This is a genomic window from Halomonas caseinilytica, assembly GCF_001662305.1.
Lineage (GTDB): Bacteria > Pseudomonadota > Gammaproteobacteria > Pseudomonadales > Halomonadaceae > Halomonas > Halomonas caseinilytica.
Genome location: NZ_BDEP01000005.1, coordinates 1 through 11,969, shown reverse-complemented (window position 1 = coordinate 11,969; position 11,969 = coordinate 1). Strand labels below are relative to the sequence as shown.

Genomic DNA, 11,969 nt, shown 5'->3' with positions numbered 1-11,969 from the left:
CGGCGCGGGAGTCTCCTCTCGCGCCGGTTCTTTCGCCTTTCAGCCTTTCAGCAGCACATCCAGGCGCGCCAGTGCCGCCTCGAGCTGCTCGGCGGTCGTGCCGAAGTTGAGCCGGACAAAGCCCGGCCAGCCGAAGTCGGCACCATCCGAGAGCGCCACGCCGGCGCGTTCCAGCAGAACCTGCTGGGGCGAGTCGGCATCGCGCAGCGCCGGGGCATTCCTCAGGTCCAGCCAGGCCAGGTAGGTCGACTGCGGTGCTGCTATCCTGACGCCCGGCCAGGTCGCGACACGCTCCACCAGACGACGGCGATGGCAACGCAGCGTCTCGAGCAGAGCCTGGCGCCAGGGCTCGCCGTGACGATAAGCGGCCTCGGCGGCCACCAGCCCCAGCACATTGCCATCGGGCTGGAGCCCCTTGGCCAGATCCGCGTAGCGCCGGCGCAGGCCGGCATCGGGAATCACCGCACAGGCCGTGGTCAACCCCGCCAGGTTGAAGGTCTTGGAGGGTGCCCAGAGAGTCAGGGTACGCTCGGCAAGCGACGGAAACATCGCCGCCAGCGGGCGGTGCCGGGCGCCATCGTCGAGCAGCAGGTCGCAATGCAGCTCGTCGGAGACGACCCGCAGGTCGTGACGCTCGACCAAGGCAGCCAGCCCCTCCAGCTCGGCGATGCTCCATGTGCGCCCGGTCGGGTTGTGGGGATGGCACCACAGCAGCAGCCGGGTGCGTGGCGTGATGGCCGATTCCAGGGCCTCGAGATCGAGCCGCCAGTCACCGTCAGGCGTCTCGGGCGGGCGCATGGCGGCCTGCTGGGGCTCGCGGCCAGTACGCCGCGCCACCTGCAGGAAAGGTGGGTAGATCGGCGTCACCGTAAGCACGCCGTCACCGGGCTCGGTAAGCGCCAGGCTGGCCATGTGCAGGGCCGGCACCACACCCGGCAGCCATAGTTGCCAGTTGGGCTCGATGGGCCAGCCATAGTGCTCGGCGCTCCATTCGCACAGCGCCTCGCGCAGGCTGTCCGGCACCAGGCCATAGCCATAGACGCCATGGTCGACCCGCGCCCGCAGCGCCTCTGTCACTGCCGGCGGCGAGCGAAAGTCCATGTCGGCCACCCAGAGCGGCAGCACATCATCGCCGAAGCGATGCCACTTCTGCGACGGCCAGTCACCATCCGCGGGATGTCGCCGCTCGACGGGCGTGGCAAAATCGAATGTCGAGGTCATATAGAGGCCATCCTTGCTCCGAACCGGGCGTGGAATCACGCCCTTGAGAATGAAGGAAACCATGCCCCAAAGCAGCTTCTATGCCAAGGTTCGTCGCGGCCTGCCGGCGGTCATCGCCCAGTGGCTGGCGCTCGGCCAGGGCGATACCGATCGCCTGGCCCTGATTCTCGCCGAGACCGCCCGGGTCGCCAAGCTGGGCGAGCCCGAGGCCACGCCCAGCGGCGCCACCCTCGAAGCCTGGAGCGATGCCGAGCGACACGAGGAGATCCCGCTCTGGGCGGGGCGCACCGCCGTCTTCCTGCTGGTCCAGATGCCGGCACGCCCGCAACCGGCCGATGACGACGAGGCGTGCGCCTGGGCCTACTGCTGGCTGCGCAACCGCCAGGTCGACGATTACGATGCGGCCGTGGCCGGTCTGCCGGAACACTTGCGCGCGCCCCTGGACGCTGCCCTCAAGGCCGCCTGGGTGGATCAACAAGGGCTGCGCCTCGTATGACACAGCTCAGCGACGGCGGCGCGTCGGCCGCTTGGGCTGAAACCCTGCCGGTTTGGTGGCCAGCCACTCGACGAAGGCCCTGATCTCCGGATGCGCCAGCAACGCCTCCCGGCTGCGATAGTGCTCGGCGAGTTCCCGCTCGCCCAGCAGCGCATGAATATGGCGATGGCAGGCATGACAGAGCCAGAGGATCGACGCCAGCCGTTCGGCTCGATCGAAGCGGCGCCGATAACGTGCCTTGCCATGCAAGGCCCGGGGAATCAGGTGATGACGCGTCAAGGGCGCGGCGCGTCCGCACAGTTGGCAACCCTCGGGGCGCGGCGGGGACGACAGAGCGTGTCCCGTCATGCAGGCCTCCTTGCTGGTAGCGGCACTGCCACACAATTGATGCAACAGGGAAAAGGATAACGTCATGGATGTTCCACTCGGGTGGCAAGTGGCCAAGCTGCTGGTCTCGATCGGTGTCGTGCTGGGGCTTTCCGTCGTCGCTGAACGCCTCAGCACCCGAGCCGCCGGCCTGCTCTCGGGCTATCCTCTGGGGACGGCCATTGCGCTGTTCTTCATCGGTCTGGAGATCTCCCCGAACTTCGCCGCCGAAAGCGCCGTGCACACCCTGGCCGGCTTCTCGGCGACCCTCGCCCTGGGAGGCGGTTATCTGCTCTGCGGCCGGCGCAACGGTCTTTCGGGCGTCCTCGCCGGCACCGCCGGCGGCCTCGTCGCCTGGGCCATCGCCGGCCTGCTGCTGACCCGGTTCGATCTCAGCCGTCTCGGCGGCACCCTGATCACCCTGGCGGCCATCCTCGTCTTCATGCGCCTTTATCGCCATGTCCCGGAGACGGCCGCGACGCCACGCGGCGGCTTCTCCTGGCCGGCGCTCGCGCTGCGCGCCGGCCTCGCCGCCGGCATCATCTTCCTGATCACCGGCCTGGCCCATGTGGTGCCCTCGGCCTGGGCCGGCGTGATGGCCGCCTTCCCGGTCACCATGTATCCCTTCCTGGTGATTCTGCACCTGACCCATGGCGCCGCACCAGTCGCCACGGTCATCAAGCACTATCCCGCTGGCCTCGGGTCGTTGCTGTGCTACGCCCTCTGCGTCTCGCTGACCTATGTCCCGCTGGGGCTCGCCTGGGGCACCCTGACCGGTTTCGCTGCGGCCACGCTCTGGTTGCTGACCTGGACCCGGTGCCAGGCTCGGTGGCGCCGTCGACAAGATGCCGCGACTTGACCGAGCGCTTGCTCGACACAATGCTATAGGCTTCGGTCGTGCCCCAAGCACCGCCCTGAGCCACCCGACGAGGAGCCTCCATGTTCGTACGTACCATCGAGCCGGCCTTCTACGACACCGACGCCCTGGGCCACGTCAACAATACCCGGCTGCCCGCCTGGTTCGAACTGGCCCGCAACGACCTCTTCAGGCTGTTCACCCCGGACCTCGACCCGCGCCGTTGGCGGCTGATCATGGCCCGCATGGAGATCGACTATCGCGCCGAGCTGCACTATGGCGCCGATGTCGAGATCCGTACCTACCTCTCGCGTCTCGGTAACAGCTCCTTCACCGTGACCCAGGAGGCACATCAATCGGGTACACTGGCCAATGTAGGTCACACCGTACTGGTCCACTTCGATCACGAGACCAAGCGAGCCGTGCCCCTCGAAGGCCCGCTCCGCGAGGCCCTGGCGGAACACCTGCAGCACACGGAGGCCGAAGGCGCATGACTCCGGCGGTAAAGGCGCTCAAGCAGGCTGGTGTGGACTTCTCGCTGGCCACCTACGAGCATGACCCGCGCAGCCCTGCCTACGGCGAGGAGGCCGCGCATGCCTTGGGGCTGCCGCCCGAGGAAGTCTTCAAGACATTGCTGGCCCGTCTCGACGACGGCCGGCTGGCCGTGGCCATTGTCCCGGTACCCGCACAGCTCGACCTCAAGGCCCTGGCCAGGGTCGCCGGAACCCGCAAGGCGAAGATGGCCGACGCCGACGAGGCCGAGCGCGCCACCGGCTACGTGGTAGGCGGCATCAGTCCGCTGGGACAGAAAAAGCGGCTGCCCGCCTTCATCGACAGCAGCGCCGAGGCGCTGCCCGCCATGCATGTCAGCGGCGGGCGCCGTGGCCTGGAAATCTGCCTCGCGCCGACCGACCTCGTCACGCTGCTGAGCGGGCGCTTCGCCTCCCTGGCACGGCGCCAGTGAACAGAGACAACAAGCCGAATCGGCCATCCTGTTGTCTCAACCGTACCAGCCCTCGGTGCGACCGAGCCGATACACCCAAGGGAGCCGCCGATGGCCATCCGCTACGACCTTTGGCTCGACCCGGAAAACGTCGCCCGCCACCACGCCGTGGAGGCCGACCTGGAGCGCTACTTCATGGAGCGCTTCGCCGACTACCCGCACATTCGCTTGTTCGGGGAAGACCCTTACGATTATGATGCGCCGTTCAACCGCCTCTACGACGTGCTGATGGCAAGGGCCGTCGATTACTGTGACCGGTACTGGCGCTACGTGCCCACACCGGAGCAGCTCAACCGGACCTTCTTTCGCGCCGTGGGCCGCTCGAACAAGTTCATACGAGATAACGACGATGGTGATCCGCCCTGACACGATGCCTGACGACCGGCAACTGGCCATCATCGCCGAGCAGCTCGGTCGCCCTCCCCGAGGCATCGAGGCACTGGCCGCCACCGATGGCGAAGGCACTCCGCTGGTCCTGCGCATGGCGCCCATCGTCGATGGCGCGCCCTTCCCGACCCTCTACTGGCTATGCTCGGAGCGTCTCAAGACCGAGCTGTCGCGCCTCGAGGCGGCCGGCGTCATCAAACACCTGGAGGCTCGCCTGCGCGAGGAGCCGGCCTTCCTGCATGCTTACCACCGCAGCCACGCCGATTACGTCGAGACCCGCTGGCGCAGCATGAGTGCGGCACAGCGCGACGAGGTCCAGCGACTCGGCTATGACACCGTCCTGCGCGAGCGCGGCATCGGCGGCATCGCCAACTGGGATCAGGTGCGCTGCCTGCATACCCAGTATGCCCACCACCTGTGCGGCGACAATGTCATCGGTCGCTGGCTGGACGACGAATACGCCGTGGCCGACTGCCTGCCCTGAGCGCCCCGCAGGCCGGGGCAGGTTCGATCAAGGAGAAATGGATGTCGACTTTCTGCGTTTATCTCGGCTCGCGGACCGGCAATGACCCGGCCTTCCTCGACGCCGCCCGACAGCTGGGCGACGAGCTGGCCGCCCGAGGCCACTCGCTGGTCTACGGGGGCGCCCGGGTCGGTATGATGGGGGCGCTGGCCGACCGAGTGATGGCTGCCGGCGGCGAGGTCACCGGTGTGATGCCCGACCATCTGGTCGAGCGCGAGCAGGCCCACCGAGGCCTGACACGGCTGCTGCGGGTGCGCAACATGCATGAGCGAAAGGCCAGCATGGCGGCTCACAGCGATGCCTTCATCGCCCTGCCCGGCGGCATCGGGACGCTCGAGGAACTCTTCGAGGCCTGGACCTGGCAATATCTGGGGCTGCACGACAAGCCCATCGGCCTGCTCGACACCCAAGGCTTTTACACGCCCCTGCTGACGTTTCTCGACGGGACCGTGGAGCGCGGCTTTCTCGATCCCGCCACCCGCGCCAACCTGATCGACGCTACCACACCCGCCGGCCTGCTCGATGCCCTGGAACAGCGCCTGACACCTTCCCACGCCGATTGAAGGAGGTCATATGCGAGCCATACGACACGATGATGCACGCCTCGTCTGGGACGAAGCCCCCGATCTTCCCGCTCCCGAGAGCCACGAAATCCGCCTGCGGGTCGCCTGGGCCGGCGTCAACCGCGCCGATCTGATGCAACGCACCGGCCACTATCCACCACCGCCTGGTGCCTCGCCCGTGCTCGGCCTGGAAGTCAGTGGCACGGTCACCGAGCTCGGCGATGGCGTCACCGGCCTGAGCGTTGGCCAATCCGTCTGTGCCTTGCTGGCCGGCGGCGGCTATGCCGAGGAGGTCGTGGTCGATGCGCATCAGGTCCTGCCGTTGCCAGAGGGCTTCTCCCTGCACGAAGCGGCGGCCCTGCCCGAGGTCTTCGCCACCGCCTGGCTCAACCTGTTCATGGAGGGGGCACTGACCGCCGGCGACCAGGTTCTGCTCCATGCCGGCGCCAGCGGTGTGGGAACCGCCGCCATCCAGTTGTGTCGTGCTTTCGGCTATCCCTGCTTCGTCACGGTGGGCAGCGAGGCCAAGCTGGCCGCTTGCCGTGAACTGGGGGCCGAGGACGGATGGAACCGCCATGAAGGCAGCTTCGTGGATGCCGTGAAACGCTGGGGTGGCGCCGACATGATCCTCGACCCGGTCGGTGCGAGCTATCTGGCCGACAACCAGCAGGTGCTCAATGAGGACGGCCGACTGGTGGTCATCGGCATGATGGGGGGCCGCCAGGCGGAGTTGGACATGGGGCGCATGCTGATGAAGCGTCAGCGCCTGATCGGCTCGACACTGCGCGCCCGCCCACCGGAGGCAAAAGGCAGGGTCCTTGCCGCCCTGGCCGAGCATGTCTGGCCGCGCCTGGCTGCAGGCGACGTGCATCCGCTCATTGACCGCACCTGGCCCATCGACGAGGCCGAAGCGGCCCACGACCATGTGCAGGCCGACGCCAATACCGGCAAGGTCCTGCTGGAGGTGGGTGGCGACAACGCCTAGAGCGAGAGCGTGCGCTGATAGGTCTGCTGCAGCAACAGGGCATCCTCCCCGGCACGGTGCCGAAGGATGCCCTGCTCGTGAATGATCATTTCCTTGGTGGCGCTCCAGCGCTCGAGCTGGGCTTCGCTGAGCAGACGACGCAGCGCTTCGAGGCGGAAGGCCGGCAACATGCCGGCGTGATGGAACAGGAGCGACAACCAGGTGTTGTCGTAGCCCCAGCTATCGCTGTAGGCGATCCCGATCTCGCCGAGTTCGTCGTTGAGCCAGCGAGCCACCTGGCGTACCGGATAGCCTTCACGCTGCAGTCGGTCACGCGAGATCCCGTGCAGCAGTTCCGCCTTGGGATCCCAATGGGTCCATTCTTCCAGGGGCTGAATGAGAAAGGCACAGACGCTACCGTCGGTCCGGGCCAGACCGATCTCGATGGGGTAACTGCCGCGCCCGAAACCGGACGCTTCGATATCCAGCAGTGTCGGTAGCGTCACGGAGTGGAGAGTCCTTGATGATGGCCGCCGCGCTGGCGTGTCGGCCAGTGGTGACAGTCTCGTCTATGAGACGCATGGCCCTAGTGTCGCGCTCCGACATCCGGCATGTCCAGTGACTCGAGCGACCCGGAGAACTGGTCGGCCAGACGCTGCCAGTAGGCCATGCGTTCGGCATCGACCGGCAGGCCCAGCTCGCCGGTGCGATAGGCACGAGCCAGGCGCGCGGCGGCCTGGGGATGCCCATCCTCGCCAGCACGCGCATACCAGGTCACGGCATGGTCCTCGCGACGCGGGTACTGGGCGCAACCATGCTCATGGATCTGTCCGGCGCGAAACTGGGCACAGGTGTCACCACCATGCGCGGCCTCGATCACATAGCGAGCGCCACGGGCCTTGTCCTGAGGGGACACGCCACGGTGGAACAGCATGTGGCCATACTGCGCAAGAGCAGCGGTATGCCCGGCATCGGCACATCGCTGGAAGAGATGCATGGTCAGCTTCTGGGTCCGCGGCGAGCGAGGCAACCAGCGAGTATGCACGAGCTGTTGTGCCAGACGGTACTCGAGCCGAGTAAACAGTGACGATGCCTGCGGCATGGCAAACAATCCTGCTTGCTGAGGTTCGATTCGAAAGTGACGTCGAGCACCACCCTGTGTCCGGCGTCGTTCCCAAGATCTCGCTGGCCGCTCGGACTCCGCCGGGCCAACGGGAAGGCAAGCATACGCTTGGCTCCGCAGCGACTCAACCCCCCGGCGTTTACGCTCTCGCCTCCCCCGGCTACCATGCCTGTCGAACCGATTTTCAAGCGCTTTGTGAGGAGGGAAGGATGCAGACGCGCCCCCTGGGCAACACCGGCATCGAGGTCAGCCGGCTATGCCTCGGCACCATGACCTTCGGCGAGCAGAACAGCGAAGCCGAGGCCCACGAACAGCTAGACCGAGCGGTCTCCTTCGGCATCAACTTCATCGATACCGCCGAGATGTATCCCGTGCCTCCCGACGCCGCGACACAGGGTCGCACCGAGAGCTACATCGGCAGCTGGCTCGCATCTCGCGGTTCCCGAGACGACATCATTCTCGCCACCAAGGCAGCGGGTCCCGGGATTGCCCACCTGCGAGGCGGTTCGCGCCTGACCCGTGAGCAGATTCACCAGGCCATCGACGACAGCCTGCAGCGACTGCGCACCGACTACGTCGACCTCTACCAGCTACACTGGCCCGACCGGCGCAGCAACTTCTTCGGTCGTCTCGGCTACGAGCCCGATGAAGAGGAAGATGCCATCGCCCTGGAAGAGAGCCTCTCGGCGCTCCAGGAACTGGTGCAGGCTGGCAAGGTGCGCGCCGTGGGATTGTCCAACGAGACTCCCTGGGGCGTCATGCGGGCCCTGCAACTGGCCGATCGCCTGGAACTGCCTCGTGTCGCTTCGGTGCAGAACCCTTACAGCTTGCTAAACCGCACCTTCGAGGTCGGCCTGGCCGAGATCGCCCACCGCGAGAGCGTCGGCCTGCTGGCTTACTCTCCCCTGGGCTTTGGCGTGTTGTCCGGCAAGTACCTGGATGGCGCGCGACCCGAGGGTGCCCGCCTGACGCTCTATGAGCGCTTCCAGCGCTATACGTCGCCGCAGGCCGAGCAGGCCACCCGTGCCTATGTCGACATCGCCCGTGCCCATGGTCTCGACCCGGCTCAGATGGCCCTGGCCTTCGTGAACTCACGCCCCTTCCTGACCAGCAACATCATCGGCGCCACCACCATGGAGCAGCTGGAAAGCAATCTGGCCAGCGAGGCGCTGCGCCTGGACGACGAGGTGCTGGAGGCCATCGAGGAGGTGCATCGGCGCCTGCCCAACCCCTGTCCCTGATCGGTATGCCCGGGGCTATCGGACCGATAGCCCCGCCTTCGCCATGGCCTTGATATAATCGACATCGACTTCACCAGGTACAGGAGCGCCCCATGCTGAGCGTGATTTCCCCGGCCAAGAAACTGGACTTCGAGACGCCGGCCACCACCTCCCGGCACACCCAGCCGGACTACCTCGACCGCAGCCAGACACTGATCGATATCCTGCGTGACCTGTCACCTCAGCAGATCAGCGAATTGATGGGCGTCAGCGACAAGATTGCCGGACTCAATGCCGCACGTTTCGCGGAATGGCACACGCCCTTCACCGCCGATAACGCCAAGCCCGCCGCCCAGGCCTTTCAGGGCGACGTCTACGTCGGGCTCGAGGCCGAACGCTTCGACGACGCCGACAACGCCTTCGCCCAGGAACACCTGCGCATCCTGTCCGGTCTGTATGGCCTTCTGCGGCCTCTGGATCTGATCCAGCCCTATCGCCTGGAGATGGGTACCAAGCTGGCAAACCCGGCCGGCAAGGATCTATATGCCTTCTGGCGCGACGAACTGACCACGGCCCTCGACCGTGCCGTGGCCGACAGCGGCAGTGCGGTACTGGTCAACCTCGCCTCCAACGAATACTTCAAGTCCATCGATGCCAAGCGTTTGAACGCCCGGGTCATCACCCCCGTCTTCAAGGACGAGAAGAATGGCCAGTACAAGATGATCAGCTTCTACGCCAAGAAAGCCCGAGGATTGATGGCCGCCTGGATGATCCGGCAGCGCCTGGATGACCCTGAGGAACTCAAGGCCTTCGATGTCGCCGGCTATCGCTTCAACGCCGCCATGTCGGAAGGCGATACGCTGGTCTTCTGCCGGGACGAGCAGGACCGCACCTAGGCGAAACGCAAGGGACGCGACGCGCGTTCCTTGAGGAAACGCCGATGGATGTCCTTGAAACGGGCATCGTCGCATCGCTCCAGCCACTCATAGGCCACCATGTCGGCGCTGACTGCCTGGGCACCGGCACGTTCTATGCGACGCCGGGCTAATGTCGCCTCCTCCAGGCGCCGGCTGCTCATGGCCTCTGTCAGCCAGGCAACATGGTAGCCTGCAGCAAGCAGAGACAGGCCGGTCTGCAAGACGCAGATGTGCGCCTCTGCGCCACACAGAACAATCTGCCGGCGTCCGGTGTCGGCCAGGGCACGGGCGAACCCGGACTCGGCATGAGCATCGAAGTGCGTCTTGCGCCACGTCCGAGGGCGTGCCAGCGACGAGATCAGGGAAGGCACGCTCTCCCCCAGTCCCTCGGGATACTGCTCGGTCAGCCACACCGGTACACCCAGCGCCTCCGCGACACCGCCCATCCACGAGGCTTCCTCGACCGCCTGCTCGCCGGCCTCGAGCACCGGCGTCAGGCCGACCTGCAGGTCGACGATCAACAACAGACTCGTATCCCGCTGCATGCGCATGGCAGCCCCCGAAATGAAAGCGATAGGCGGTGCTCGCCACCAGCTTAATCGCTAGAATGTCAGCTCCGAAAGACAACCGGCCTCACGGCCACCACGGAGATACCTCGATGCGTCACTTCCTTGTCATGCTCATTGTCGGCATGTTCGGTTTCGGCCTCGCCGTCGACCACGCCGATGCGCGCCGCCTGGGAGGCGGCAAGAGCGTCGGCAGCTATTCCCGAACCATCAGTCCCCAGAACAACACCTCGCGTGCCACCGCTGCGCCCCAGCGCAAGCCCTCCAGCGGGCTGTCACGGTTTGCTGGCCCCTTCGCTGGTCTGCTCGCGGGTGGCCTGTTGGCTTCGCTGTTCTTCGGCGGGGCCTTCGATGAGCTGCGCATGATGGATCTCCTGCTGATCGCCGGCGTCGCCTTCCTGCTCTTTCGCCTGCTGGCTCGTCGCCGTACTGCTACGGCAGGTGCGCACGACACGACACCTCACGCTGCCCGGGAACCCGGCCCTCAGGCGTTCCAGTCGTCTTCCTCCGCGGGAAGTTCCGCCAACCTGGCGGGAGAGCCTGACTGGTTCGACAAGGAACGCTTCCTGAGCGGTGCCAAGGAGCATTTCATGACACTGCAGCGAGCCTGGGACAACAACGACTTCACCCTGATCCAGGATTACGTCACCCCCGAGCTCTACAACTTGCTGCGCCAGGAGCGTGAACAACATCCGGCCAATAACCACACCGAGATCGTGCGCCTCGTCGCGGAGCTCGGTCATGTGATCGAAACCGATCAGCAGGCGGAAGCTAGCGTACTGTTCCACGGCATTCTCGATGAGAACGGAGAGCACAACGAGTTCAACGAAACCTGGCACCTGATACGCGACCGCCGTGATGGTGCTCCCTGGTACGTTCAGGGCATCGAGCAGAATCCCGCCTGAGCCATCATCGAGCAGCGCCTCTCAACGCGAAAGGCCGGGCAATGCCCGGCCTTTCATCTTCCTGCACCTGGAAGGACAACAGCTTATTGCTGTGTCTCGTCGGCGGCTTCCTGAGTCTCTTCGCCGGCTTCTTCCATGGCCTCGCCAGTGCTGTCCATGGCCTCATCAGCGGCATCGCCGACACTGTCAGCGGCATCATCAACGGCCTGATCCGCGCTATCGGCGGCCGAATCCATTGCTTCGCCTGCGTCGTCGACGGCTTCTTCGGTGTTCTCTGCCGCAGAATCCATGGCGGAGTCCGCCTCATCGGCCGCACTCTGTGCGGTGTCGCCGGCTTCATCCATGGCTTCGTCGGCACTGTCTGCCGCTTCACCGGCCGCCTGCTCGGTTTCTTCAGCGGCTTCATCCATGGCGGCCTCTGCATCACCAGCAGCATTTTCCGTGCTCTGAGCGGTCTCATCCGCCGCCTGCTCGGTGCTTTCGCCCGCTGACTCCGCAGCACCTTCATCCTCGCCACCACAGGCCGCCAGTCCAACCGTAGCTGTACCAAGCAGCATCATCAGGGCCAGCTTGCGCAGAATTTGCTGTTTCATTGTGCTCCTCCTGAGATCACCGTATATCCATCGGGGTATTGCCTGTTCACCCTAGTCGTCTTGGCCACAACTTGCCAACCGATTCAGGGTGTTGGCCGACCTGCTCCATGATCCTTCAACATTCTGGAAGCAGCGTCGCCAAGTAACGTCACCCAAGATTGCCTTGACGCGAGGGCTTCGTCCAGCCACCCGACACAAAAAACCCCGACCTCAGTGAGGCCGGGGGTCTCGGTATAAGTGCCTGACGCCTCCACGGCCACGCCGTG

Annotated in this window: 17 protein-coding genes; 11 read left to right on the top strand and 6 right to left on the bottom strand. The window is 65.6% G+C overall.

Annotated elements, in window-relative coordinates; translation table 11 throughout:
* Positions 1-39: 39 nt before the first annotated feature.
* Entirely contained in the window at positions 40-1,221 is a 1,182-nt protein-coding gene (locus A9O65_RS03200) for a MalY/PatB family protein (protein ID WP_064701429.1), read from the bottom strand.
* Between the two features lie 61 nt (positions 1,222-1,282).
* Here A9O65_RS03200 and A9O65_RS03195 point away from each other — a divergent pair, with 61 nt between their 5' ends.
* Positions 1,283-1,717 carry a hypothetical protein gene (locus A9O65_RS03195; protein WP_064700853.1) on the top strand — a complete coding sequence of 145 codons (435 nt, stop codon included), beginning with the start codon at positions 1,283-1,285 and terminating at the stop codon, positions 1,715-1,717.
* A 6-nt stretch (positions 1,718-1,723) separates the two neighbouring features.
* Here A9O65_RS03195 and A9O65_RS03190 read toward each other — a convergent pair whose 3' ends face one another.
* Entirely contained in the window at positions 1,724-2,065 is a 342-nt protein-coding gene (locus A9O65_RS03190) for a hypothetical protein (protein ID WP_064701352.1), read from the bottom strand.
* Positions 2,066-2,129: 64 nt separating this feature from the next.
* Here A9O65_RS03190 and A9O65_RS03185 point away from each other — a divergent pair, with 64 nt between their 5' ends.
* The 7 genes from A9O65_RS03185 (at position 2,130) to A9O65_RS03155 (ending at position 6,400) form a co-directional block, all read left to right on the top strand.
* Positions 2,130-2,942 carry a hypothetical protein gene (locus A9O65_RS03185; protein WP_064700851.1) on the top strand — a complete coding sequence of 271 codons (813 nt, stop codon included), beginning with the start codon at positions 2,130-2,132 and terminating at the stop codon, positions 2,940-2,942.
* 80 nt (positions 2,943-3,022) lie between these two features.
* Positions 3,023-3,433 (top strand): acyl-CoA thioesterase, encoded by a 411-nt coding sequence (locus A9O65_RS03180; protein WP_064700850.1) that lies wholly within the window; start codon positions 3,023-3,025, stop codon positions 3,431-3,433.
* On the top strand, positions 3,430-3,903 hold the full coding sequence (ybaK, locus tag A9O65_RS03175; protein WP_064701351.1) for a Cys-tRNA(Pro) deacylase: 474 nt from the start codon (positions 3,430-3,432) through the stop codon (positions 3,901-3,903). The genes A9O65_RS03180 and ybaK overlap by 4 nt, the downstream gene beginning before the upstream one ends.
* Positions 3,904-3,993: 90 nt before the next feature.
* Positions 3,994-4,308, top strand: a complete 315-nt coding sequence (locus A9O65_RS03170; RefSeq protein WP_064700848.1) for a hypothetical protein — start codon at positions 3,994-3,996, stop codon at positions 4,306-4,308.
* Positions 4,292-4,813 (top strand): DUF501 domain-containing protein, encoded by a 522-nt coding sequence (locus A9O65_RS03165; RefSeq protein WP_064700847.1) that lies wholly within the window; start codon positions 4,292-4,294, stop codon positions 4,811-4,813. Before A9O65_RS03170 ends, A9O65_RS03165 begins: the two co-directional genes overlap by 17 nt.
* Positions 4,814-4,854: 41 nt before the next feature.
* A complete protein-coding gene (locus tag A9O65_RS03160; protein ID WP_064701350.1) occupies positions 4,855-5,415 on the top strand; it encodes an LOG family protein in 561 nt (186 codons plus the stop codon).
* Between the two features lie 10 nt (positions 5,416-5,425).
* On the top strand, positions 5,426-6,400 hold the full coding sequence (locus tag A9O65_RS03155) for an NAD(P)H-quinone oxidoreductase (protein ID WP_064701349.1): 975 nt from the start codon (positions 5,426-5,428) through the stop codon (positions 6,398-6,400).
* Here A9O65_RS03155 and A9O65_RS03150 read toward each other — a convergent pair.
* Entirely contained in the window at positions 6,397-6,885 is a 489-nt protein-coding gene (locus A9O65_RS03150) for a hypothetical protein (protein ID WP_064701348.1), read from the bottom strand. The two genes, A9O65_RS03155 and A9O65_RS03150, sit on opposite strands and share 4 nt — an antisense overlap.
* Before the next feature lie 80 nt (positions 6,886-6,965).
* Complete coding sequence (locus A9O65_RS03145; RefSeq protein ID WP_064700843.1) at positions 6,966-7,481, bottom strand: tetratricopeptide repeat protein; 516 nt, start codon at positions 7,479-7,481, stop codon at positions 6,966-6,968.
* A 230-nt stretch (positions 7,482-7,711) separates the two neighbouring features.
* Between A9O65_RS03145 and A9O65_RS03140 the strand changes: the two genes are divergently transcribed.
* Together A9O65_RS03140 and yaaA are read left to right on the top strand one after the other, a co-directional pair.
* The gene (locus A9O65_RS03140) at positions 7,712-8,743 is read left to right on the top strand and encodes an NADP(H)-dependent aldo-keto reductase (RefSeq protein WP_064700842.1); all 1,032 of its coding nucleotides are present in this window, start codon (positions 7,712-7,714) and stop codon (positions 8,741-8,743) included.
* A gap of 92 nt (positions 8,744-8,835) precedes the next feature.
* Positions 8,836-9,618: a peroxide stress protein YaaA gene (yaaA, locus tag A9O65_RS03135; protein ID WP_064700841.1), complete on the top strand. Its 783-nt coding sequence runs from the start codon at positions 8,836-8,838 to the stop codon at positions 9,616-9,618.
* Here the strand turns inward: yaaA and A9O65_RS03130 are convergent.
* Entirely contained in the window at positions 9,615-10,190 is a 576-nt protein-coding gene (locus A9O65_RS03130) for an isochorismatase family protein (RefSeq protein WP_064701347.1), read from the bottom strand. The genes yaaA and A9O65_RS03130 overlap by 4 nt on opposite strands.
* A 107-nt stretch (positions 10,191-10,297) precedes the next feature.
* Here A9O65_RS03130 and A9O65_RS03125 point away from each other — a divergent pair, with 107 nt between their 5' ends.
* Positions 10,298-11,110, top strand: a complete 813-nt coding sequence (locus tag A9O65_RS03125; RefSeq protein ID WP_064701346.1) for a Tim44 domain-containing protein — start codon at positions 10,298-10,300, stop codon at positions 11,108-11,110.
* A gap of 83 nt (positions 11,111-11,193) precedes the next feature.
* Here the strand turns inward: A9O65_RS03125 and A9O65_RS03120 are convergent, their stop codons facing one another.
* The gene (locus tag A9O65_RS03120) at positions 11,194-11,703 is read right to left on the bottom strand and encodes a hypothetical protein (RefSeq protein WP_082920105.1); all 510 of its coding nucleotides are present in this window, start codon (positions 11,701-11,703) and stop codon (positions 11,194-11,196) included.
* Positions 11,704-11,969: the final 266 nt, after the last annotated feature.

Coding starts and splice junctions, on each gene's coding strand:
- A9O65_RS03200 (WP_064701429.1), bottom strand. CDS start 1,221: ATGACCTCGACATTCGATTTTGCCACGCCCGTCGAGCGGCGACATCCC.
- A9O65_RS03195 (WP_064700853.1), top strand. CDS start 1,283: ATGCCCCAAAGCAGCTTCTATGCCAAGGTTCGTCGCGGCCTGCCGGCG.
- A9O65_RS03190 (WP_064701352.1), bottom strand. CDS start 2,065: ATGACGGGACACGCTCTGTCGTCCCCGCCGCGCCCCGAGGGTTGCCAA.
- A9O65_RS03185 (WP_064700851.1), top strand. CDS start 2,130: ATGGATGTTCCACTCGGGTGGCAAGTGGCCAAGCTGCTGGTCTCGATC.
- A9O65_RS03180 (WP_064700850.1), top strand. CDS start 3,023: ATGTTCGTACGTACCATCGAGCCGGCCTTCTACGACACCGACGCCCTG.
- ybaK (WP_064701351.1), top strand. CDS start 3,430: ATGACTCCGGCGGTAAAGGCGCTCAAGCAGGCTGGTGTGGACTTCTCG.
- A9O65_RS03170 (WP_064700848.1), top strand. CDS start 3,994: ATGGCCATCCGCTACGACCTTTGGCTCGACCCGGAAAACGTCGCCCGC.
- A9O65_RS03165 (WP_064700847.1), top strand. CDS start 4,292: ATGGTGATCCGCCCTGACACGATGCCTGACGACCGGCAACTGGCCATC.
- A9O65_RS03160 (WP_064701350.1), top strand. CDS start 4,855: ATGTCGACTTTCTGCGTTTATCTCGGCTCGCGGACCGGCAATGACCCG.
- A9O65_RS03155 (WP_064701349.1), top strand. CDS start 5,426: ATGCGAGCCATACGACACGATGATGCACGCCTCGTCTGGGACGAAGCC.
- A9O65_RS03145 (WP_064700843.1), bottom strand. CDS start 7,481: ATGCCGCAGGCATCGTCACTGTTTACTCGGCTCGAGTACCGTCTGGCA.
- A9O65_RS03140 (WP_064700842.1), top strand. CDS start 7,712: ATGCAGACGCGCCCCCTGGGCAACACCGGCATCGAGGTCAGCCGGCTA.
- yaaA (WP_064700841.1), top strand. CDS start 8,836: ATGCTGAGCGTGATTTCCCCGGCCAAGAAACTGGACTTCGAGACGCCG.
- A9O65_RS03130 (WP_064701347.1), bottom strand. CDS start 10,190: ATGCGCATGCAGCGGGATACGAGTCTGTTGTTGATCGTCGACCTGCAG.
- A9O65_RS03125 (WP_064701346.1), top strand. CDS start 10,298: ATGCGTCACTTCCTTGTCATGCTCATTGTCGGCATGTTCGGTTTCGGC.
- A9O65_RS03120 (WP_082920105.1), bottom strand. CDS start 11,703: ATGAAACAGCAAATTCTGCGCAAGCTGGCCCTGATGATGCTGCTTGGT.